The following is a 22283-nucleotide window of genomic DNA, read 5'->3' on the forward strand; positions in this document are numbered from 1 at the left end:
GTTAACTATGACAGCCCTGAATACGGAGCTCAAACAACAGCTCGACGACACCATCGCACAATTTCTTGACAATGAATACGATTTCCCGGCGCGGCAGTCGCTTGTCGCTTCTGAAGAGGGCTATTCGAGGGAGCACTGGCGCGCTTTCGCTGAACTGGGCTGGCTGGGAATTCCCTTCGCCGAACAACACGGCGGTATCGGTGGGGCTTTCACAGATACCCTGGAGATGATGCGTCTGTTTGGCAAGCATCTGGTGGTAGAACCCTTTGCCAGCACCGTGGGTATGGTGGGAGGTGCTATTGCACAGGGATCGAACCGGCACCTCAAGGAGGAGTGTCTGTCCCGTTTGATAGCGGGTGAGGTCATCGGGGCCCTCGCTATGGAGGAGCCAGGGTCGCGGGGCAACCCGGCTTTAGTAAACATGACCGCCCAGCCGCTTGCGAAGGGAGGTGAATATCGGCTGAGGGGCGAGAAGATATGCGTGCTGAATGCACCCCAGGCCGATTTTCTACTGGTCTCGGCGAGAACCTCTGAAGAGCAGTCGGATACTGACGGTATCAGCCTTTTTCTTGTTGAGACCGACCGAGAGGGGGTTCAACTCACTTCTTATCCCACGGTGGATGGACACCGTGCCGCCAATATAAAGTTTGATGTAGAGCTGGGCCTTGAGAACATGTTATCGGAAGAGGGGCAGGGCTACCCGCTATTGATACAGGCCGTCGACAACGGCCTGTTGATGCTTTGCGCCGAGGCGGTGGGAATCATGGAGGCGCTACTCGATACCACGGTTGAGTATACGAATACCCGCAAGCAATTCGGTGTGCCCCTGTCCACGTTTCAAGTGCTGCGTCACCGGATGGCGGATATGTTCATCGAGTACCAGCGCACGAGTGCGCTGTTGGACACGGTCGTTTTGTCCCAGTCCGCCGGCGGGAGCGTCGACAGGCGCTCCCTGCACCTGCTGAAGGCGCAAGTAGGGCATTCCGGCCGCCTTGTCGGCGATGCGGCAATTCAGTTGCATGGCGGTATGGGGATGACGGACGAACTCATTGTTGGACACTATGTCAAGCGCTTGATTGCCATTGGTCAGCTGCTGGGTAATGTGAATTTTCACCTGCAGCAGGCGTGGAGGAGTTGAACCAAGGCGATCCTCTAGCCTCAATCATTGTTTTTTCAATGTGGTTTTTTTCTGCATTGGTCTCCCTGGATTGAAGGGATCCTGTCTCTGTTTGCGTTCCTGGTACTAATTACCATGAAAGAAATGATCGAGCTTCGGTAGATCGCTTACTACGTCTTTAAAAGAGGTTAAGAATAAGAGAATGAAGAACAACAAGCCCAATAAAACAAATTGGTTCAAAGCGGTGTCTGAAAAAGCACTTCGAAAGCTGATCTTCACTTCTCTACCACTACCGGAAGGCGTTAGCGATGAAATGCGCGAATCGCTGCGAAAATCTCCGCCTATGCGCGCCACGATCCACAAGCTGATCTGCAAATTCATGTCCATCAGTAAATTGATGGAACGGGCTGAAGAGATGGATAGGCTGAAAGCTCGCTCAGTCGAAGAAACGGCCGCGACACTTTCTGTTTCTATTGAGCAGGATTCCATTGATGGGGTGAATGTGTACTGGCTGACGCCAGAGACGATTGATCCACAGCACGAAGACCACTTGTTCATCAATCTACACGGCGGTGGCTACATTATGGGTGCTGGAATGGCGGGCAATGACGAGGCGGTATTAATCGCCGCCCGCGCTAAAGTGAAAGTGTTGGCTGTCGACTATCGCATGGCTCCCGATCACCCGGCCCCGGCAGGGCTCGACGACGTAACGGCTGTGTGGAAATATTTACTGAAGTCTCGCTCAGCAGGCTCAATGGCTATGGGGGGGACATCCGCAGGGGGTGGCTTAACACTGGGCTCAATACATAAGTTCAAGGACATGGGTTTAGAGCTGCCCGGTGCGATTTATGCAGGTACTCCGGGCGGAGACTGCCATAGAACCGGCGACAGTTACTGCATTAACGAAGGCATTGATCGCATGTTGGTTTCCCGGGATGGCATCCTGCGTAGGATTTGCGAAGAAATGTACCCGGGAGAACTGGGGGCAGAACATCGCTATGTTTCTCCGCTGCGTGGTGACTTTGAGAACTTTCCACCCGGCTGCTTAATTTCAGGAACGCGAGATATTCTATTGAGCGACACTGTAATGGTTCACAGGAAGTTGCGTCGGGCAGGCGTTGACGCGGACCTACACATCTATGAGGGGCTGTCCCACGCGGATTACATGGAAGTGTGGGACTCCCCTGAGTCCAGGGAGCACTACGCCGAGTTAAACGCGTTTTTGCTTAAGCATTTACAGTAAATACCGCGTGTATGGCAGAGGATTGGGCAGTTGAATGCCGATGGCATCAGCCTGTTTCTCGTCGAAACTCCCAAGGAGGGCCTTCAGCTCACTTCTTATTCCACCGTCGACAGACACCGCGCCGCCAATATCAGTCTCGATGTAGAACTGGGTCCTGAGTGCCTGTTGACTGAGGCAGGGCAGGGCTACACAATATTGGCGCTGGCTGTCGACAGCGGTTTGCTGATGCTCTGCGCCGAGGCAGTGGAAATCATGGCGGCGCTGCTCGATTCCACGGTAGAGTATACGAATACCCGCAAGCAATTCGGTGTGCCCCTGTCCACGTTCCAAGTGCTCCCTGCACCTGCTGAAGGCGAAAGCAGGGCATTCCGGTCGTATAATCGGCGACGCGGCAGTTCAGCCGCATGGCGGTATGGTGATGACGGACGAACTCATTGTTGGGCACTATGTCAAGCGCTTGATTGCCATTGGTCAGCTGCTGGGTAATGTGAATTTTCACCTGCAGCAGGCGTGGAGGAGTTGAACCAAGGCGATCCTCTAGCCTCAATCATTGTTTTTTCAATGTGGTTTTTTTCTGCATTGGTCTTCCTGGATTGAAGGGATCCTGTCTCTGTTTGCGTCCCTGTTACTAATTACCATGAAAGAAATGATCGAGCTTCGGTAGATCGCTTACTACGTCTTTAAAAGAGGTTAAGAATAAGAGAATGAAGAACAACAAGCCCAATAAAAAAAATTGGTTAAAAGCGGTGTCTGAAAAAGCACTTCGAAAGCTGATCTTCACTTCTCTACCACTACCGGAAGGCGTTAGCGATGAAATGCGCGAATCGCTGCGAAAATCTCCGACTATGCGCGCCACGATCCACAAGCTGATCTGCAAATTCATGTCCATCAGTAAATTGATGGAACGGGCTGAAGAGATGGATAGGCTGAAAGCTCGCTCAGTCGAAGAAACGGCCGCGACACTTTCTGTTTCTATTGAGCAGGATTCCATTGATGGGGTGAATGTGTACTGGCTGACGCCAGAGACGATTGATCCACAGCACGAAAACCACTTGTTCATCAATCTACACGGCGGTGGTTATATTATGGGTGCTGGAATGGCGGGCAATGACGAGGCGGTATTAATCGCCGCCCGCGCTAAAATGAAAGTGTTGGCTGTCGACTATCGCATGGCTCCCGATCACCCGGCCCCGGCAGGGCTCAACGACGTAACGGCTGTGTGGAAATATTTACTGAAATCTCGCTCAGCGGGTTCAATGGCTATGGGGGGGACATCCGCAGGGGGCGGCTTAACACTGGGGTCAATACATAAGTTCAAGGACATGGGTTTAGAGCTGCCCGGTGCGATTTATGCAGGTACTCCGGGCGGAGACTGCTATAAAACCGGCGACAGTCACTACATTAACGAGGGCGTTGATCGCATGTTGGTTTCCCGGCATGGCATCCTGCGTAGGGTCAGCGAAGAAATATACCCGGGTGAACTGGGGGCAGAACACTGCTATGTTTCTCCGCTGCGTGGTGACTTTGAGAACTTCCCACCCGGCTGCTTAATTTCAGGAACGCGAGATGCTCTATTAAGCGACACTGTAATGGTTCACAGGAAGTTGCGTCGGGCCGGCGTGGAAGCGGACTTACACATCTATGAGGGGCTGTCCCACGCGGATTACATGGAAGTGTGGGATTCCCCTGAGTCCAGGGAGCACTACGCCGAGCTAAACGCGTTTTTGCTAAAGCATTTACGGTAAATACCGCTTGTACGGCAGAGGATTGGGCAGTTGAATGCCGATGGCATCAGCCTGTTTCTCGCCGAAACTCCTGAGGAGGGCGTTCAACTCACTTCTCGTCGACGGACATCGCGCCGAGGCCGTTGGAATCGTGGAGGTGCTGATTGCGTCAGCAATCCTTCCGGGTGTTCCTGTAGTAGGAGGTGCCTTTACCTCATTGTGAAATCAATAATCGCTGGATAGGTATTCGAGGAGCGATGGAGAGTGTATGACGGCCATTAAAAATCTTCAAAAGCTGCAGTTGTTGTGGCAAACCCGAGATCCATTCCTGCTTTGTGCGCATCATATCGACCACTACCCTAATGGTAACGATCAACTGGGCCCGAATGCGTCCCTTGCGGGGCATCAGTTAGGGATGGACTTCCTGCCTCTCTCCGACAATTGGCGTATGTACCATGGGCACACGGTGCCCGGTTTTCCTGCACATCCTCACCGGGGTTTTGAAACGGTGACCATAACCAAAAGAGGGTACGTAGATCACTTTGATTCGATGGGGGCAACCGGGCGCTATGGTAACGGCGATGTTCAATGGTTGACCGCGGGTAACGGCATCCAACATTCTGAAATGTTTCCCCTTGTGCATGAGAACAAAGAAAACCCACTGGAATTGTTTCAAATCTGGCTTAATCTCCCCTCGGAAAGCAAGCGCTGCGAACCTTGTTTCAACATGTTCTGGCACGAATCCTTGCCAGTTTACACATATAGAGACGAGCACAGCCGGGAAACTCGGGTAGACATTACCGCTGGTGCGCTGGGAGATACCACACCGCTACGACCGCCGCCAAACTCCTGGGCTGCTGACGAACGCAATCACGTTGCGATATGGCATATTCGTATGGATGCCGATGCCGAGTGGCAAATGCCTCCATGCCCGGATGGGGTAAACCGAAGAGTGTATTACTATCAGGGAAAGTCCCTGTGGGTTAACCAACAGAACATTGAGCAGGGCTACTGCTTTGATGTTGAACCGCAGCAAACGCTTGCGATAACAAACCATAGCGAACCTAGCTACATGCTGGTGCTCCAGGGCCGAAGTATCAACCAAGCTATTGCCCAGCAAGGGCCGTTTGTTATGAATACTCGGGCTGAGCTCATGGAAGCGTTTGCTGATTATCAAAAGACCCAGTTTGGCGGCTGGCCCTGGCCTGCGCCCGATATCGCCCATTCACGAGATCAACCTCGGTTTACTCGTATTCGGGGTAAAGAGGAATTTCCGCCTACTGGATTGAATCCGGATGACTGAATTTATGGATTCAGCGGCCTTATCTCAAAATCAATAGCAGGACGATACAGTGAAAATTTTCCAGGCACAGCAAACCCTTGAAGGCGCAGGATTCAAGGTGGCAAGGCCGATTCCTACGCCGGTCTGTGAATCCGTCGGCCCTTTTATATTACTCGACCATATCGGTCCCTTAGTGGCCCCGGCAGGGCAATCTGTGGCCGCCCCGACTCACCCCCATGCGGGTATTGAGACCATTTCCTATTTTTTGGATGGTGAAGGCTTTCATCAGGACAGTCTTGGGAATAAGGCGACAACAGGGCCAGGTGAGGTACAGTGGATGCGTGCCGGCCGTGGCATAGTCCATGACGAGGCGCCAGGAAAATCGCTGGTGGAGCGTGGTGGCCGTGTCCATGCGGTACAGCTATGGATCAATATGCCGGGGGCTAGTAAGACTTCAGAGCCGGTCTATAAAAGCTTCCGCCAAGCGGATATTCCAAAATACGTGGAGAGTGGCGTGGAGATTAGCGTTATAGCGGGGCAATACGCGGGTCTTACAGGCCCTTTGACCACGTTAGCCGAGCCCTTGCTGATGCGTGTTTCCTTAAAGGCCAATGGGTCGACTTGTCTGATCCTGTCAGGTATCGAGGCGCTTGGCGCATTTGTGCTTGAAGGTGCCGTCACCATCAATGGTACCCCCATTGCGGCAAATGAACTAGCGGTGATGGGTGATAGTGAGAGAAGCCTGGAAATTTGCTGCACGACTGAGAGTGAATTATTGGTGCTGGGCGGCCATGAAATTAGGGATGAGCTGGTTCGTTATGGGCCTTTCGTGGCAAATAGCGCTGCTGAAATGCAGCAGACAATTGAACGGTTTCAGAAGGGCCTGTTTGGGGAGTTGTAATACTCCATCGCTTCAAGCCCCGGGTGGGCGGAACACCTATCCCGTATTAGTGTAATGTCCTTCGACAAAAAAAACCGGGCTATAAATAGCCCGGTAAAGGAAGTCGAGAGACCTCAATAAACGCTAGCTTCTCAGATGCTAAAACTCACGTGAGGCGGACAGGCCAAACGTTCGCGGTGCCCCTATGTATCCATTTATATCGCTGCCCTGGAGAGGGGTATTGAAGTGGGTCGTGACATAATTTTCCTCTGTCAGGTTTTGAACAAAAAACATAACACGCCAGTTCGCCTCATTGGGCGCGATGCCAATACTTGCATTCACAAGTGTAAGCGCGTCCTGGGTATTATTATTGTCTGTGTTGGTAAACACCTCGTCCCTGTAGATAACTTCAGTTCTCCAATCCAGAGTAAAGTTCTCTGTGGCCTGGTGGCTACCGCTCAGTACGGTATTGGCTGCCCACTCGGGTGCCGTCGAAAAGTCGCGTCCCGCCAGAGCTCCCAGAGAGGCATCGTCACCGAACTCTGCGGTGGGTAGCCAAGTGAAGCCGCCCGCCAATCGCAGTGAATCGGTCAGCTGGTAAAGCCCTTCGAATTCCAGTCCATACACTTCGGCTTCGGGTGCGTTTTGTATAGCGAACCGCAGCCCAAGAAACTGGGCATTCTGGAGTTCTGTGACATCACTATAGAACACGGCAGCGTTGGTACGTGCGCGCCCCTCAAGCCAGTCTGCTTTTATACCAAGCTCGTATGACTCGACCGTTTCGGATTTGTACACCGGGTTCCCTTCCTCTGCCGGAACGCCGGTTATCGGACTGCCAGGGGTGCCAGCGGCGGTGGCATCGAGATTCACGCCACCGGCCTTGTAGCCCTTGTTATAGGTTGCATAAATCATGGCGTCGTTCGAATGGAAATACTGAACGGTGACAGTTCCGCTAACAGATTCGTCTTCGAAATCTTCGTCGTAGGCGATGGCTGGGCGCGTACCCGCAAGCGCGAACGGATCAAACAGAGGGTCGCGGAAGAAGGGTTCGGAATGACTGCCTTCCTTTTTGTCCTCGGTGTAGCGGGCGCCGAGGATAAGGCTGAACTTCTCGCTCAATGAAATATCCCAGTGCGTGAATACAGCAAGAGAGTCCGCGCTTCCCTTCATTATTTCGCTGTTCAAAAGCCCAGGTGCTGCATTCGCGGTTCCCGGAGGTGCACCCTGAGCGCCAAAAACGGCATCCCAGAACTGTTGGGCTTGACTGCCATGGCGCCCGTCTCTGGTGATCGCCAGGTCTTCGCTGGAGGTATAGACACCAAACAGGTAATCCGCCTTGATGGCGTCTTCCAGCTGTCCCGCGAAGGTGAGTTCGTGCGAGGTGAATTTGGACTCAAAGGCCTCATCTATGTCCAGAATATCCGCGCCACTAAAGTCGGCGTCGACTAACTGGTCGACTTCATATTTTCGGTTCGCGCCTACGTAGCTGAGCTCTCCGACACCCAGGTCCCACTTCGCGTAAACAGCGATACCGGAATCCGATACCTCGTTTTTGGGATTGGGGTTGGTCACCGCTTCATAGGCGTCGCGATCTTTTGAGGGGACTTGTGAACCATTTGCCGCGGTCAGCCCGTCGATCAGTGGCTGAAGCGGACCATCGATCTCGTCGTTGGTGGCGTAGCAGCAATCGTCATCGCTTTTTGCGTAGTCGGCGATTATCTTGAACTCAAGTGTATCTGTAGGTTGGAACAGGAATTGACCCTTGAAACCCAGATCGTCCTTGAAGCTCAGATCATCGCCGTCAGTGGGGTCTTCGAAGAAGCCGTCACGCTTAAATTTGAGAGCGGCGAAGCGGGCCGCAGCGCGATCACCCAAGGGTACGTTCACCGCGCCTTTCAGAAGGCTGTGGTTATAGTTGCCCACCTCGGCGGTTACATTGCCGTGAATACTATCCATATCGGGCGCGGTACTGTCCAACAGCACTGCGCCGGCTGCCGTGTTTTTGCCAAACAGGGTGCCCTGTGGGCCTCTGAGTACCTGCAACTGTTCAATATCCAAAAACTGGGCAAGCGCCTGCCCGGATCTTGTTCTATAGACACCATCTACGAATACGCCTACGGCACCCTCAAAGCTGCGAGAACCACCGGTTGTGCCTATTCCTCGTATCTGAATATTGCCCGAGGACGAGGCGTTTTGAGTCGACTTGAACGAAATGCTCGGTGAAACTGCGGAAATGTTCTCTATATTGAAAACGCGGGCTGCCTCCATCTCTTCGGTGCTTACCGAAGTGACCGCAATGGCAACTTCCTGTACGTTTTCAGCCCGGCGCTGGGCGGTAACGACCACCTCCTCTAGCACCTGCGCCATGGCAGGCGGTGCGCTACCAACGGTTGCCGCGATCGCAGCGGCAATGGTTGCGGTGTGAAATCTGGTTTTCATGAGACTAATCTCCACTATTTGCAATGAGAGGGCCTTATATGCCCTCGGCTGTAAGAATTATTTTGCATTGATATTCCGAGTCTGGTCGCTCCAGTAGCTCCCATGTGATCGCTATTCAGAAGCGGTTTTTCCCGAGATCTGGGTATGGCGAAATCTTTGGATAAAACCGTCTAGCCAGTCGTCGTATCTTATTTTTTTGTTCTGACATCCCTTTGTGGATGCGGCGTTTCCTCGGGGAAAATATTAGGTGGGATTAATGATATTAAATAGGTGTTGAATAAAATATAGGTAAAACTACTAGTGTTGCTGGTTAAATTCGTAATAAGAGTAAGTAGAAAAAATACTGAATGAATAGGGAAAGCCAATACCCTCCTTGGTAAGCCTCGGCGCTGCTGTGCGCCGACGCTCCAAACTCGATGAACCATGCCCAGCGTGTGCTCGTCGGCCCATATACCCGCGGCATAGCCCACCGCGTAGGCATCTTTAGCGATGGATACGGTAGGTAGTGGCAGCGCTGACTCGATATCGCCACTAGCGGAGTCCATCATCCCCAGAGTGCCCTTTGAGGAAATAAAGTCGACTGGTTTGATTTTTGAGGTAAGCGCCAATCTGACAATTTCAGCCGTACCGGCAACATTGGGCCAAAATAAAGCTCATAGTGGCGAGTTCGTCTGGAGCAGGGGGCGGAGTCTGGATTAAGCCTAAATCCGTCCAGCCGTCAATGCCTGCTTCATGTACCTCAGTTGGCCATTTACCAGTTATAACTAACCGCCAGGAATACTTTCCTACTAGGCCGCTGGGTAGCGTGATAAGTGTGGGGGAAAAAGATGGTGTCACTTTTACGGCTAAGTGAGTCTTTGTCGGTTAAGTTGGTGCCACCCAGGCTCACCAGCCAACCGGCATCTAAATCGCCCACGCTGACTCGGCCGTTGTAAGTAGTGTAGGGGTCAAATTTTACCTCATCATCCAAATCTATTTCAGAAAATTGGCTGCCATAATAAAGTAAATCTATGCCGACTTTCAGGCTAACATTGCCAAACAAAGGTAAGGTAATCTCCGGGCTGATTTGCAGTGACGAATTCTGCGCGTTTGCCAGTCGTTTGCCTGCTAAATCTTGCGTCTCTTCTTCTGAGCCAACAGGTGTTGGCGCTGCATCGTACTCGTCGTAGCGGGCATTTAAATAGCCGAGCGAGCCGGACACACTTAAAAACTCCAGTGGTGTTAACCATCTGAAGTCTGCCTCGACACCTTCAGCGGTTGCGGCAGCGGCGTTTTGCACGTCCACGCCGGTTCCGGTGTCTATAAGCACTTGTAGATTATCGAACTTGGTTTGGAATAAGGTGGCGCTAAACAGCAGGGTGTTATCAAAAATTTTCCCCTTCATGCCAAGCTCTATCGTGTCGGCTTGTTCCGCATCGTATTCCAGGTTTTGCCCAGTCAGCGAGGAGCCATTGAAGCCACCGCCCTTAAACCCTTTAGCAATAGTGCCAAATATATTAACGCTGTCATCAATAAAGTACTGCACAGACAGCTTGGGCGAGACGTCTGTTTCGGTCCTTTCTAGATTGGTGAAATTATATTCTTCCGCGGATAGCAGTGTTGATAATACACAGCCGGTTGTCTCCTTGGTATTGCAAGTACTCTCACCCAATAAGTCCACAGTTTTTGTTTCCTGGTTAAAGCGTATACCCGGTGTCACCGCCCAACGCTCGTTAATCGTCCAGTTAAATTGGCCAAACAAGGCCATCGCTTGGCTTTCCAAATCCAACGCCAGCCGGTAACTGTCCTCGCCAATGATGCTGCCTGCGGCTAAGGCCGCCGCTGCGCCAAACTGGTCGGGCAAAGCGCCGGTGTCATTGGCATCCTGACCGGCAAGCTGCCTGAAATCCGGGGTAGCTAGATAGCTGGCTAGATCTTCACCGGTGATAAGATCTGCAATTTGCTCAAAGCGCGAGTCTATATAATACAGGCCGGCCACGTATTCTACCGTCTCACCCAAGCCGAATAGACCCTTGTCTGTACTGCCACTAAAACGCAGCTCAGCCGATTTCTGGCCTGAGTCTGAAAATACCGCCAAGTCTGTTATGTCAGCAGGTGAAATGTCCAGGTCGACGACTGAGTTTATATAAAGAGAGCTACTGCCCAGCACCAAAGTGACGGTTAAATCATCCAAGCCAATTAAATGGCCAATGTCATAGTCTGTTTTTAGGGTGAAACTTTCAGAACCTTTTGCTACATAGCCGTCTGTGTTTTGGGAAAGCTGTTGATTAAAGGGGTCGTCTTCCACCTCTGGGTCAAACTGGGAAAGGTAGTCGGCGGTATGCTGTTCAAAGGAGACCAATTGCTGCGGCCAATAATTAGACTCCTGGTCAGACTTTACATAGCTCAGCAGTACTTTAAGTTCGTCACTGGGTGTGACTAAAAATTGCACGCGCCCGGCTAGCTGATCGATATCATCATAATTGCCACCGATATCCGTATTCTCAAGCTCGCCATCTCTTTTAAATGAAAGTATGGAAATGCGCGACGAAAACGAGTCGGCAATTGGAATAGTTACACCCGCCTCTAAACGCTCTTCACCATAGCCGGCAGCGCTTAATCTTATATCAGTACTCAACTCGTCACCGGGTGTTTTTGATGTCACATTAAACACACCAGCAACGGTGTTTTTGCCAAACAAGGTACCCTGCGGTCCGCGCAACACTTCAAGCCGTTCTATATCAAATACCATCTCACTGTAATAGCTGGGGCGTGCGTAGAACACCTCGTCTTGTACAAAACCAACAGAGGATTCAAATGTGGTGTTTAAGGGATTGCTACCCAGGCCGCGAATACTGACGGTGGCCAGTATCGGGTCGGTGTCGGCAGAGAATTTCAGATTTGGGATATAGGCAACAACATCTTGTATGCCAGTGGCACCGATATCACGCATATTGTCGCCGCTAATGGCACTGACGGACACCGGTACTTCTAAGGTGGACTGCTCACGTTTTTGAGCCGTAACTATGACTTCTTCAAGCTGACGTTTTTGCGTTTGCTGCTGCTTTTCCTGAAGAGCAGGCCCCGATTGAGCTTGGACGGGCAGGGTGGTGCTATAGATAGTAACAAGCAATGCAATTTTTATTGTCGCAGCTATTTTTCCAGGAAGGCCGGAATTCATAAAATCACCAAATGTTATATTGTTATACAGTAAACCGTAGCGAAATGGGCGGAAGGAGTCAACCAGAGCCTTGTCCACTATTAAAAGAGTCTGAAGCGAGGGCCAGTTTCCAGCGTGAAATGGGTCTAAAAAGTCGGTGCCCGTCCCCATTGATAACGGCGCTATGCGAGCTATCCTGACCGACGGCAGCTGAACTCAACTGCCGACCTGGCCCACTTTCCGGACGGCCCCGCCCGGCAGAGCAACGACAACGCCCTGGCGGAGAGCAAGTTGGTCGCGGAGTGGTCAGGGTGGGGGAGCTTTTTCTTGTCGTGCAGAAGGGCCTGAAATCTGACGACGCAGTTGTTCATTTAAGCGTTGAGCTCCCGACGAGAGACCTCATTTGCCGCAGCCCAGTAGCATGCGAAAGAAATGACCATGCTTAGTAGACAAACGCCGAGAGAAAAGCCGAGTGAATCGTCACCGAAACTGCTGACAGCGGCATCGCTGATGACGCCGATCAAAAGCGGACCCAAGCCCAGGCCTAGCAAATTTGAAGAAAGAAAACCGAACGAAGCCGCGAGTGCTCTTTGATTAGCTGCTACCGCCGACAGAGCTATCGCCAGAGCGGTGCCGTATCCGAGCGAATAAAACACCAAGCCAACACCTAAAAGCAGGGTGGTGGCTAACCAGCTACTTTGCATCAATGCTAAACCGTAAAACGGAATAACGAGAAGTGCTGCGAAAGCAATGCAACGTATGGCTAATTTAAGTGACTTTGCGATGAGGCGATCACCTAGGAAGCCACCAGCGAGCATGCTGGGCGCTCCGGCAAGCAAGCTCATTATACCCAACAGGCTACCGACTTCAGCTTGAGAGAGATCGAACTGGCGAAGGTAAAGCGACGGTTTCCACGACGAGAAGCCATAGCCAACAAATATTGCAAAGGTCTGACCAAGGATGAGCCACAACCACAGGCGATTACGCAGCAGCAGGAGTATTGTATTGAGAAAATTTTCTTCTTTAGAGCTGGTAACGGAATCGAGCGCGCCGCGCACTGGCTCGCGAACGGTAGTGTACAAAAGCAAGGCCAGCGCGATGCCAGGTAGCCCCATAACGAAAAAAGCCCAGCGCCAACCATACTCCTGTGCGACCCAACCACCTGCAGCAAGACCGACGAAACCGCCGATAACTGGCCCCATTGCGTAGATAGAGGTGGCGAGGGCTCGCTCTTTGGGGCCAAAGTAATCAGATATGATGGCCAATGAAGGTGGGCCGCCACCCGCCTCGCCAACACCAACGCCCACCCTGGCAAGAAACAATTGCCAAAACGAGCCCGCCAGCCCGCATATTGCAGTCATGCCGCTCCAAACGGCAACGGCAATTGCAACGATCCGTACTCGGTTACTGCGATCTGCCAGCCTCGCAATAGGCACGCCGAGGGTGGCGTAAAACAGCGCAAATGCAAGGCCAGACAACAAACCCAATTGGGTATCTGTCATAGCGAACTCGAGGCGCAGGTCCTCCAGCAGAATGGATACTATCTGCCGGTCCATGTAGCTGAATGCATAGACAAGCACCAGCATACCGAGTACGTACCAGCGGTAAATACCAGGCTCAATCTTATCCTTTTGTGAGTTCGGCTGAGCTTCTTGCTCGTCCACCCTGGTATTGTTCGCTTCTGACATTTACTTTTCTCTTATTGGTGAAGCTAAATGCACGGTGTCTATAAGATGCCTTTCTCGTCAATCATCCCCAGTGCCTTCAAGTCGCGCAGGCATTTATGAATAAATGCCTCGTCCAGATGCGGTATTTCAGGTCCAGTGCTCAGCGTGGGTACCAGCTTCCTGTAGTTACTTGCCGCATGGCTCAGAGATTCCGTCGGTCGCGGCCTCGCATAGGCGCCCATAACTTCCTTGGCAGACCGCTGCTTTTGCTCCTCGGAAAGGTTGTTCAGTTTCTCCTCGAAACGAGTACGCCATTCGGCGTGGTCCGCGATTCTGATGATGTCATAGCCCGCCGTTTCGATGGCGTCCACAAAACTGTCGAGTGAGCAGCCATCGTCATCGTGATAATTGGTCATGTTGACGGCGACGCAGTCACGGTGATTGAAGTTGGCGTTGGCGACCACTGAGGCAGCGACAACATCGACTGGGCTGCCGTCGTAGTGCGCCCGCAACTTGCCGCCGTCTTCGGCGGGCACATAGAACGACTCCGGTGCCAGGCCAGTGGCAATCACGCTGTACAACAAGCGTGAGAACATGTCGGTGTGATTGATCTGACCAAGATATTTCTGGTGGGGAAGCATCATATTGCCGCGCAGTATATTCACGGGCACGCCGTAATCTCGATGAACCATGCGCAACATGTGCTCGCCGGCCCATTTACTCGCGGCATAGCCTACCGCGTAGGCATCTTCACCGATGGAGACGGTAGGCAGTGGCAGCGCTGACTCGATATCGCCACTAGAGGAGTCCATCATCCCCAGGGTCCCCTCTGAGGAAATAAAGTCGACAGGTTTGATTTTTGAGGTAAGCGCCAACCTGACAATTTCAGCCGTACCGGCAACATTGGGCCCAAACAAATGCTCATAACTTAAGCGGTGGTTAACCAGTGCCGCAATATGACAAATCCGGTCGACTTCAGCACTCACTCGCTCAAAAACCTCATTGGACAAGCCGAGCTTGAACTCGCCCACATCGCCGGCGAGCACCTCCAGGTGCTTTGCTGCCAATGCGTGGTAATGCTCCTCAAGCGCGGCATCAACACCCATAAAGCCGGCATCTACCCGCGCGCGGGCTTCTTCGTCGCTACGCGCGCGAACGATACAGATTACCTTGCCACCGACGGTCGCCAGGCGCTCCATCCATTGAAGGCAGACATGACGGCCCAGGAAACCATTGGCCCCTGTCACCAATACGGTGCGCTCGTCATCAACAACGGCTTCGGCCGCCTGCGCCTTTTGCAGGGTCTCATCATCGAGGAAATTTGAAATGTCGAGATCAGCGCCGTGAAGTTCGGTGGCCCCTTCACCGTGAACGCTCTCGAAACTGGCCTGTGTACCGGTTCCTGACAGCGCAGCGTCAATTTCCCGAGTCCACTTGCGGATGCAGCCGGTTGGGCTGAGTACGCTATCGGCGGCCAACTTGACGCCAAAAATATTTTCAATATCCAGCGAAAAGGTCACGGCCCCCATTGAATCGCCGCCCAGCTCGTTGAACGTTCTATCCAGCAAGACATCTGCGGAATCCGCGCCGAGCGTCAGTTCTACCAGGCGCACCAGCTTTTCTTCAATGGACAGACCTGATTCCGGGTCCTTCAACGCTTCATAGGCCTGGTTTTGCTGCTCTTCATGAGCCAGATACATCGCTTCCATGCGATCGCCATATTTTGCCTTCAGCGCAGGGCGGAGGCGTTTGCGCACGCTGGACAGCAAACCATTTTCCTGACTAAATTCTTCATATTCGAGAATAAAGTCGCGGGGAATTTCAAAGCTTTTGAGTTCTCGTTCCTCGCCAACACGCAACATTTCCGAACGAATCAGGCGTTTTAGCTGATCTTCACTGTAATTCTCTCCCAGGGCATTCACGACAGCCTCGGGGTCTGGAACAACGACCGCCAGCAGATAGGAACGCAGAGAGCTGCCGTCGATAAAGATCTGCTTGATGAGCGGGCTGCCTGATTCAAACACTGTACCCAAAGGCCCGACGGCAACATATTCAGCCTGTGACAGTTTGATAACGTCTTTACGGCGATCAATGATCTTGATCTGATCAGGGCCTATCAGTTCGACAATATCGCCGGTTTTGATATACCCGTCCTCATCCAGCAGTCCGGCGGTCGCCTCCGGGTCTTTGTAGTAGCCTTTAATTTGCCAGCGCCCTTTGAAAACAAACTCGCCTCTGGGGTTTGGCTTGTCGGTGCTGTAGTAGCCAAGCTCGGGAACGTCAACCAGCTTGTAGTCCTGTATCGTTTCCTTATTGATATGTCCATCCATCGCGATGGAGCCGGCGCCGGTTTCGGTATTTGCGTAGCCGTCGATCAGAAGCACCAAAAAGCAATCGGCCATAAACTGGACCACTTTAGGTGATGTTGGGGCAGAGCCGTAAACGCCGCTGAGCAGACGATCACCCAGGAAGGTGTAGCGCATACTTTCTACCACCTGGCGTTCGGCGGCTTCCTTCTCAACGCCCTTCGCTCTGAGGGTAGTTACCTCATTCTGGAAATACTGGTAGATCAGTTCAAAAACACGAGGGAAGATAGACAGGTGAGTTGGCCGCGCAATACGAATATCTTCGAATAAGGTAGACATGTCCGACTTCAAGGTCGAATGCACGATGCCACCTTTGCGTAAATGCATACAGATATAGACCCTGCCCATACCGTGATTCAAGGGGCCAAAATTGACACCGACGCCGGGTGCTTTGTCGTTTCTGGCATCCCAAAATTGGGCGAGCATCCTGTCGGTACTCATAGCGCCTTTAGGCTTACCGGTGGAGCCTGAGGAATGCAGAATATACGCCAGACGTTCCTCGCCATCCGGGTGTGCAGGCATGAATTCCCATTCATACTGGCTGCCCAGGCTTTTTATTTCATCCAGGGTAATCAGGCGTGTCGCTACGCCGCCCTGATCCAGAATCGCCTGTGCTTCCTGTATTTGCTCTTTGTCGTAGTCCGCACCAAGATCGCAATCGAACGCGATCAGCGTGCGAACGCCGCCATGGACCACGGCATGTTTGGCGGCGATAACCAGGTCATCAATTGTTGCGGCAAGCGCAGCGGGGTTTACCTTGGCGAATATCTCGTCCAGGTCTGCACCAGAGGTCGCGCTTTGCAGAGGAACGCTGACCGTCTGCGCATAACAGCAGGCCAAATCCAGCATAAAAAAGTCAGTGCTGGTAAACCCGATAATGGCCACAAACTCATCACGTTTCAGCGCAATGCTTTCCTCATTCCGCCATGCATTGGCAATAGCGCGCACACCGTCTCTGAGTTCGGCATAGGTGATGGTGGAAAACGCCGGAAGGTATTCTTTCACCTGCCTGCCGCGGGCATCACTGACCAGCTTGTAGTCGCGCATACCCAGCGACTCTCGATCTGCGTAGCCGGTCAGCACCGTGTCTATACGCTCCGCGGTACTCAAGCCCTCAGCTGTTGCTGCCTGAGCCACCTCTGGCAGGGGCATGATGCTGCGTATTTGTTCATCGGTTTCCAGCAAGTGTTGAAACCTCGCCATCATGCGTTCCAGCGGGTCGCTTATATTTTCAAATGCGTTCGTCACGGTGCCTTCCTCTTCTGTTCTTTATATTAGAGCCCGCTTGGGGGCTTCCTGATGAATGTGCCGAGCAGTTCGTCGGTCTCTCGGAGCGGTCACCAGCTAAACGTGGCGCCTACCAGCTGTTCAGAAAGTGTCCAAAGTTTGTCCGCGTTATCCAGCGAGGTAGCATAGGTTTTAACGCCGTAATGCTTGGGGCCGTCATTGATCGGCGCTACCTGGCAATTCGCTAGGAAGCTTCCACCTTTATCGGCCAGTTCCGGTGCCGTCGCGGCCCACACGCTGGTCGCCGCGCCCTGGGGTTCGGTTTTAAAAGGCTCCGGCGCAGCGGCAAAACGTGCCAGATCTTCGGGCACCAGATGACGCCCCAGGCCCGTAGCGATCATGCCCGGGTGGACGGCGTATGAGCGAACGCCCTTGGATTCAAGGCGTGCGTTGAGGCCTACTGAAAACAGCGCATTGGCGGTTTTAGATGCGCCATAAGCCGCCCACTTTTCGTAGGGAGTTGTTTCAAAGTTGGGGTCTTCGAAGTTGACTGACCCTTCGTGATGCCCTGAAGAGCTCAGGTTAACCACACGCGCTGAACCTGCCGCAATCAACGATGGCGCGAGAAGGCAGGTAAACAGGAAGTGAGCGAGGTGGTTGGTGCCAAATTGGCTTTCAAAACCTTGCTTGGTACGGGCCAGCGGGCAGGCCATAATACCTGCATTATTGATCAGGATGTCCACGGTTGGGTAGCGTTTCAGCAAGCGCTCGGCGGCACCTTTGACGCTCTCCAAGTCCTCCAAATCCATCAGCTCGGTGTCAACCTTGGTCTGCCCGAGCCGCATCAGCTGTATCTTTGCCATCTCCAGCTTGTCGGCATTTCGGCCCACGAGAACGACATGGGCACCCTTGCTTCCAAGGGCTCGTGCGGTCTCAAAGCCCAGTCCAGCGGCTCCACCGGTGATAATCGCCTGCTTGCCCTCGAGGTTTACGCCTGCCAGTACTTCATAGGTACTAAGTTCAAATCCGCTCATGGTTTATTCCTATTGGTCTTCAAGTTCATAGTTCGCAGATCGCGTCTTTTGTATAGTATTTCGCTAGCTCTCATGGAAAGCATACATATTATTAAATGGATATACAATAAGTATTAAACGCTGGTACAATAAACTTTCCTGGTGGAAACTCGGCTCGAGCAGCTGATCCTGGCACTTACACTAATTTCAATAGAGATTGAGCTTAAGTAGTTTGAATATATGAGCGAGAAGGAAGGTTAAGAATATGGGGAGCAACAACATCTACTTTCTATTCAGCTCGGCCTTTTCCTTTGCACACAAAGGCTTGCAGCACAGTAGACAACAGGGCATTTTTTTAACCATTCTCCCAACCTGATTGAGGCGTATTCTCGATGGACAACACAAGCACCTACGGAAAATTCGATAAATTCATACACTGGCTCATGGCCTTGAATATTTTTGCCACACTGATACTTTCCTACGGTATGTCAGACCTGCCCGAGCCATTAAAGCCTGAAGAATATGGCGGCCACGGCGCCTCCGTAACCACCATCGCCATCTGCCTGATCATTCGCGCGATCTGGCGGGCGCGGCAAGGCTTTCCGCCTCTGCCGACAACGATGTCTGACATGCAGCAGTTGGCAGCCAAAGCCGTGCACTACCTGCTCTATATCTGTCTTTTCGCCCAGGTCAGTGTTGGCATAATGCTGGCCTCAACCACCAAGCAGGATTTTATTGCACGGGGTTACAACATCAATTACAGCAGTTTTGATCTCGTGAATGACGCCATGTACGACACGCTGCTCACCTTTCACAAAGGTATCTACTGGACCATCGTCGCTCTTTTGGTAGTTCACATAGTCGCTGCGCTGAAGCATCATTTTGTCGACAAAGATGATGTTTTGGTGCGGATGTTACCGTTTACCAAGCGGTCGTAATGGGTGAGATTTTCCCTGTGATCCAGGGCGCTTTTGATTATTCAGGGGTGCCCGAGGGCTGCGACTTTTTTAGCGCCGAGAAAGCAGATATTACGCCGCCATTAGCCTTGTTGGGGGCGGCGATGATTGTAAAACCACCACTACGTGGTCGTATAATCCTGAGCTTCCACCGGGCTGAGGCGTAAGTGTTTGCTCAGCCAGCTGTAGCGGGTCGCTCTGAATAAAAAGCCTACTTTCTGCTAATCTTGGCAACAGAGCTTGCTGTGGCGCAGAGCACACCTTCTGCATTGTAAAGGCGCCCTTCCAGGAAGGCTGTTTTGTAGCCTGCCTTGACGATGTATCCCTCGGCTCTCAATACACCTGCTCGAGTTACATCAAGGTAGCTCGTCTTTATCTCAAGTGATGACAAGCCCTTCACGCTGTCGTCGCAGGCGTACACCACATGACTCATCGCTGCATCCAGCATGGCGGTTGTAAATCCGCCTTGGACAATGTCGACCGAATGGCAGAAATCTGTGCTGACATTGAATTCAAAAGTACAGGATTGAGTTTCGAAATCGACAGTCAGTAAGCGCCCGCCAAGCAATTCTATAAATTTCGGTGCTCCCGCCCTCAGTTTATCAACGGCGTTTTGTTCTTTGGTGGATGGCATTATTTTAAGTCCTCTTGAGATTTGGTGTTGTCAATGTGTCGCTTACGGTTTCCTCGGGTTCGAGGAAAATACCATCCCTCCATAGCATTTTGGGGCTTGCGTAGCCCCCTAGCCGGCGTCGCTCACGGGCGTAACCCAGGCAATTGGAGACATAGGAAACGCCCGCTATTGAGCGATTGCGCTGGTGGTGCTGATGGCCGTAGACGTGCATCACAGCCCCCAATTGCCTGATCTGCTCATCAAGTTTGTCGCAGCCAGCAACTCGCGTGAAGTTGAATGTTGGGGCAGGGTCGCCGGGATAAGCCGGGATGACCGCATCGGCCTGGCAAAAGCGTGCCGCAATCACTGGATCGTCAAAGATCAATTCCTTGCGCGGAAGGAAATGACTGAAACTCAGAATGGGAGCATCGTAACCGCGCGTGACAGCGTCCTTATTCAGTGATAGAAAAAAATCTGCAACAGCGCCGGATTCTGCATCAAGTTGGTCTGGCCAGCGGCAGTTGTAGTTGTCCATCCAATAGCTTTTTTTCCAATCCTCTCCCTCTTTTGTAATGAGTAGAGAATGTTTATCGGCCTCGCCTGTTCGATACCAGGAATACAGTGGTACAAGCCAGACGGAGCGCTGCCCATATTCGACTCTAAACGGTTCGGTGTGAACGCCAACTTGTTGGCAGAGAGTCATTATGGTGTTGAATTTTTCCAGTGAGTTCGCTGCGGTCTTATCTCGCACCCACAGTTCATGGTTGCCCGGAACGAAGGCGACCTGGCGAAACTTTTGCCTCACGTCGACGAGAAGCTGTTCCAGGCGGCTGAGGGAATCACTCACATCCCCGGCGATAATCAACGTGTCGTCGAGGTAGTCGTGATTGGAGAGCGACAGCATGTATTGCAGATTTTCGGGAAAATCCACGTGGAGGTCTGAAATGGCGAAAATGCGTGGCATGCTTTAGTCACCGGGCCGTTAAGGGACGCTTCGCCTAATCTTTTGCGGTAACTCTTGCCTCAACAGCGTGCTGGCATAAATATACCGCTCGTTCATACCGAAGCGGCCGCTATAGCGGCAAGTTATTCCCTTGGCTTGTTGATGAATATCCGCCGTAAAGCTCCCGTCTTGGCGACTAAGCTGAACTTCGGCTTCCTGGAAGTCCAAATAAACGTCGTGAATAGGGTTAAATACCTTGTAAAGCGTCTCTTTGATGCAAAAAAAAGTTTTTCCCCAATCCGCTTTGTAGTGGTCATCCGGCTGTTGTGCGATCCACTGTTGTTCACGATTGGTACAAATTGCGGCAAGAGCATTGCGTTGTATCGGCGTTCGTGGCTCCACGTCGATAGCGATGGCTTGGTAATGGGTTTGCGTCGCAACCGCTGCGGCACAAAACCCCGTTGTGTGGGTGATACTGCCGACGTACCCGGCAGGCCAATCCGGGCGTGTGCCTCCTGCTATGGGCAGTAGATTGATATCTTCTTTCAGCCCTAGCTGCCGCAATGCTGCTTTCGCTGCATGGCGGCCGCTGCGGAATTCACGTTTACGTTTTTCCACGCTGTTAGCGACACACGCCTCTTCAGCTTCGCTTAGCCGTTGGGTCTGCATGGGGTCTGTCGCAACAACAAGGGCGATGTCCGGCGGGAAATGATCAGCCAGCATTGCGAAGGTAGTCTATTCCTGTCAATTCAGCAGAAAGATCCCAGAGTTTGTTCGCGTCTGCCTGGCTATAGTTAGCTGACGCTTTGACCAACACGCCCGGTCCCGCCATTTGCTTTCGCTTGGAAGGGCCGCAGAATTCCCCGCCCTGCAAAGAAGGATCTGTAGCCGCCATCAATGTCGGCCACGCACCTTGCTTGGGTGAATTGCATAACAGCCAGAACAATGGCGCGCCTAGCATTACCCACCATGGGAAGTGTCGCGAAAGCTCGGTTGTGGCTATGCCAGGATGGCAGGCGATCGAGACACATTTTGAGCCCGAGGCTTTCAGGCGTTTATCAAGCTCGTTGGAAAACGCCAGATTCGCCAGCTTGCTCATGCTGTAGCGCTCCATTGCGTCATACCCTGTCTCGGCATTAATGTCATCGAACAGGAACCGGCCTTTGTTCGCGGCAAGGCTGCTGGTGTTTACTATGCGCCCCGCTGGGGCTTCATTTAGCTTATCAAGCAGGAGGCCGGTGAGGGCAAAGGGGCCTAGATGGTTTACGCCAAATTGTGATTCGAAGCCGTCGGCGGTTAGCTCGTAAGGCGGAATCATAATGCCGGCGTTGTTGATCAGAAGATCCAGGCGGGGGAGTGCATTGATCTGCGCGGCAGCTTCCTTCACCGAAGACAGGCTGCCGAGGTCCAGAGGCACATATTTGAGCAATGCATTGCTGTGTTCCTGCCGTATCTGCGCCATTGCGGCTTCCGCTTTGTCTTTGGATCGGCACGCCACAACAACTTCAGCACCACGTCCGGCGAGTACTTTTGCTGCTTCAAACCCCAAACCTGTGTTCGAGCCCGTTACTACAGCGACTTTCCCCGCCATGTTCGGCACATCCTTGTCGGTGAATCCTTTAGGCATAAGAGCTCCTGTTCGTCAGGTCGAGCGCGGCGCGCCTCTGACTTGAA

At 52.4% G+C, this 22283-nt stretch carries 19 protein-coding genes; 8 read left to right on the forward strand and 11 right to left on the reverse strand.

From position 1 onward, the window contains the following. The first annotated feature begins 7 nt into the window (after positions 1–7). Positions 8–1138 carry an acyl-CoA dehydrogenase family protein gene (locus HCU74_RS00615; RefSeq protein WP_168448461.1) on the forward strand — a complete coding sequence of 377 codons (1131 nt, stop codon included), beginning with the start codon at positions 8–10 and terminating at the stop codon, positions 1136–1138. Positions 1139–1319: 181 nt separating this feature from the next. After that, on the forward strand, positions 1320–2360 hold the full coding sequence (locus HCU74_RS00620; protein ID WP_168448462.1) for an alpha/beta hydrolase: 1041 nt from the start codon (positions 1320–1322) through the stop codon (positions 2358–2360). Here the strand turns inward: HCU74_RS00620 and HCU74_RS19900 are convergent. Beyond that, positions 2352–2690 carry a hypothetical protein gene (locus HCU74_RS19900; protein ID WP_246864387.1) on the reverse strand — a complete coding sequence of 113 codons (339 nt, stop codon included), beginning with the start codon at positions 2688–2690 and terminating at the stop codon, positions 2352–2354. The two genes, HCU74_RS00620 and HCU74_RS19900, sit on opposite strands and share 9 nt — an antisense overlap. On the opposite strand from HCU74_RS19900, the gene HCU74_RS20385 reads away from it, so the two are divergent. The 4 genes from HCU74_RS20385 (at position 2586) to HCU74_RS20235 (ending at position 6267) form a co-directional block, all read left to right on the forward strand. Continuing rightward, positions 2586–2846 (forward strand): acyl-CoA dehydrogenase family protein, encoded by a 261-nt coding sequence (locus HCU74_RS20385; RefSeq protein WP_428480331.1) that lies wholly within the window; start codon positions 2586–2588, stop codon positions 2844–2846. The two genes, HCU74_RS19900 and HCU74_RS20385, sit on opposite strands and share 105 nt — an antisense overlap. A gap of 218 nt (positions 2847–3064) precedes the next feature. Beyond that, positions 3065–4105, forward strand: coding sequence for an alpha/beta hydrolase fold domain-containing protein (locus tag HCU74_RS00630; RefSeq protein WP_168448464.1), 1041 nt, complete (start codon positions 3065–3067; stop codon positions 4103–4105). A gap of 247 nt (positions 4106–4352) precedes the next feature. Then, the gene (locus HCU74_RS00635; RefSeq protein ID WP_168448465.1) at positions 4353–5387 is read left to right on the forward strand and encodes a pirin family protein; all 1035 of its coding nucleotides are present in this window, start codon (positions 4353–4355) and stop codon (positions 5385–5387) included. Between the two features lie 49 nt (positions 5388–5436). Then, entirely contained in the window at positions 5437–6267 is an 831-nt protein-coding gene (locus HCU74_RS20235) for a pirin family protein (RefSeq protein ID WP_168448466.1), read from the forward strand. Positions 6268–6405: 138 nt separating this feature from the next. On the opposite strand, the gene HCU74_RS00645 is transcribed toward HCU74_RS20235, so the two are convergent. The 6 genes from HCU74_RS00645 to HCU74_RS00670 form a co-directional block, all read right to left on the reverse strand. After that, complete coding sequence (locus HCU74_RS00645) at positions 6406–8685, reverse strand: TonB-dependent receptor (protein WP_168448467.1); 2280 nt, start codon at positions 8683–8685, stop codon at positions 6406–6408. Positions 8686–8873: 188 nt separating this feature from the next. Beyond that, the gene (locus HCU74_RS00650; protein ID WP_168448468.1) at positions 8874–9233 is read right to left on the reverse strand and encodes a hypothetical protein; all 360 of its coding nucleotides are present in this window, start codon (positions 9231–9233) and stop codon (positions 8874–8876) included. Between the two features lie 203 nt (positions 9234–9436). Further along, a complete protein-coding gene (locus HCU74_RS00655; protein ID WP_168448469.1) occupies positions 9437–11845 on the reverse strand; it encodes a TonB-dependent receptor in 2409 nt (802 codons plus the stop codon). A gap of 350 nt (positions 11846–12195) precedes the next feature. Further along, positions 12196–13512, reverse strand: coding sequence for a spinster family MFS transporter (locus HCU74_RS00660; protein ID WP_168448470.1), 1317 nt, complete (start codon positions 13510–13512; stop codon positions 12196–12198). Between the two features lie 38 nt (positions 13513–13550). Next, the gene (locus HCU74_RS00665; protein WP_168448471.1) at positions 13551–17105 is read right to left on the reverse strand and encodes a thioester reductase domain-containing protein; all 3555 of its coding nucleotides are present in this window, start codon (positions 17103–17105) and stop codon (positions 13551–13553) included. An 89-nt stretch (positions 17106–17194) separates the two neighbouring features. After that, positions 17195–18118: an SDR family NAD(P)-dependent oxidoreductase gene (locus HCU74_RS00670; RefSeq protein ID WP_168448472.1), complete on the reverse strand. Its 924-nt coding sequence runs from the start codon at positions 18116–18118 to the stop codon at positions 17195–17197. Positions 18119–18489: 371 nt separating this feature from the next. Here HCU74_RS00670 and HCU74_RS00675 point away from each other — a divergent pair, with 371 nt between their 5' ends. After that, entirely contained in the window at positions 18490–19035 is a 546-nt protein-coding gene (locus tag HCU74_RS00675) for a cytochrome b (protein ID WP_168448473.1), read from the forward strand. Continuing rightward, entirely contained in the window at positions 19035–19220 is a 186-nt protein-coding gene (locus HCU74_RS00680) for a hypothetical protein (protein WP_168448474.1), read from the forward strand. Before HCU74_RS00675 ends, HCU74_RS00680 begins: the two co-directional genes overlap by 1 nt. 44 nt (positions 19221–19264) lie before the next feature. Here the strand turns inward: HCU74_RS00680 and HCU74_RS00685 are convergent, their stop codons facing one another. From HCU74_RS00685 to HCU74_RS00700, 4 genes are read right to left on the reverse strand one after another with little or no spacing between them, the layout of a single operon-like run. Further along, positions 19265–19687 (reverse strand): PaaI family thioesterase, encoded by a 423-nt coding sequence (locus HCU74_RS00685; protein WP_168448475.1) that lies wholly within the window; start codon positions 19685–19687, stop codon positions 19265–19267. A gap of 4 nt (positions 19688–19691) precedes the next feature. Beyond that, the gene (locus HCU74_RS00690; RefSeq protein ID WP_168448476.1) at positions 19692–20630 is read right to left on the reverse strand and encodes a metallophosphoesterase; all 939 of its coding nucleotides are present in this window, start codon (positions 20628–20630) and stop codon (positions 19692–19694) included. 18 nt (positions 20631–20648) lie between these two features. Next, positions 20649–21332 (reverse strand): 4'-phosphopantetheinyl transferase family protein, encoded by a 684-nt coding sequence (locus tag HCU74_RS00695; protein ID WP_168448477.1) that lies wholly within the window; start codon positions 21330–21332, stop codon positions 20649–20651. Next, positions 21322–22236, reverse strand: coding sequence for an oxidoreductase (locus HCU74_RS00700; RefSeq protein WP_168448478.1), 915 nt, complete (start codon positions 22234–22236; stop codon positions 21322–21324). Before HCU74_RS00700 ends, HCU74_RS00695 begins: the two co-directional genes overlap by 11 nt. Between the last annotated feature and the right edge of the window lie 47 nt (positions 22237–22283).

Origin of the sequence: Spongiibacter thalassae (assembly GCF_012272835.1) — a bacterium.
Taxonomy (GTDB): Bacteria; Pseudomonadota; Gammaproteobacteria; order Pseudomonadales; family Spongiibacteraceae; genus Spongiibacter; species Spongiibacter thalassae.

Bases quoted from the DNA above. Each gene is read 5' to 3' on its own strand.
- HCU74_RS00615 (WP_168448461.1), top strand. From the start codon at position 8: ATGACAGCCCTGAATACGGAGCTCAAACAACAGCTCGACGACACCATC.
- HCU74_RS00620 (WP_168448462.1), top strand. From the start codon at position 1,320: ATGAAGAACAACAAGCCCAATAAAACAAATTGGTTCAAAGCGGTGTCT.
- HCU74_RS20385 (WP_428480331.1), top strand. From the start codon at position 2,586: ATGCTCTGCGCCGAGGCAGTGGAAATCATGGCGGCGCTGCTCGATTCC.
- HCU74_RS00630 (WP_168448464.1), top strand. From the start codon at position 3,065: ATGAAGAACAACAAGCCCAATAAAAAAAATTGGTTAAAAGCGGTGTCT.
- HCU74_RS00635 (WP_168448465.1), top strand. From the start codon at position 4,353: ATGACGGCCATTAAAAATCTTCAAAAGCTGCAGTTGTTGTGGCAAACC.
- HCU74_RS00645 (WP_168448467.1), bottom strand. From the start codon at position 8,685: ATGAAAACCAGATTTCACACCGCAACCATTGCCGCTGCGATCGCGGCA.
- HCU74_RS00650 (WP_168448468.1), bottom strand. From the start codon at position 9,233: ATGATGGACTCCGCTAGTGGCGATATCGAGTCAGCGCTGCCACTACCT.
- HCU74_RS00655 (WP_168448469.1), bottom strand. From the start codon at position 11,845: ATGAATTCCGGCCTTCCTGGAAAAATAGCTGCGACAATAAAAATTGCA.
- HCU74_RS00660 (WP_168448470.1), bottom strand. From the start codon at position 13,512: ATGTCAGAAGCGAACAATACCAGGGTGGACGAGCAAGAAGCTCAGCCG.
- HCU74_RS00670 (WP_168448472.1), bottom strand. From the start codon at position 18,118: ATGAGCGGATTTGAACTTAGTACCTATGAAGTACTGGCAGGCGTAAAC.
- HCU74_RS00675 (WP_168448473.1), top strand. From the start codon at position 18,490: ATGGACAACACAAGCACCTACGGAAAATTCGATAAATTCATACACTGG.
- HCU74_RS00680 (WP_168448474.1), top strand. From the start codon at position 19,035: ATGGGTGAGATTTTCCCTGTGATCCAGGGCGCTTTTGATTATTCAGGG.
- HCU74_RS00685 (WP_168448475.1), bottom strand. From the start codon at position 19,687: ATGCCATCCACCAAAGAACAAAACGCCGTTGATAAACTGAGGGCGGGA.
- HCU74_RS00690 (WP_168448476.1), bottom strand. From the start codon at position 20,630: ATGCCACGCATTTTCGCCATTTCAGACCTCCACGTGGATTTTCCCGAA.
- HCU74_RS00695 (WP_168448477.1), bottom strand. From the start codon at position 21,332: ATGCTGGCTGATCATTTCCCGCCGGACATCGCCCTTGTTGTTGCGACA.
- HCU74_RS00700 (WP_168448478.1), bottom strand. From the start codon at position 22,236: ATGCCTAAAGGATTCACCGACAAGGATGTGCCGAACATGGCGGGGAAA.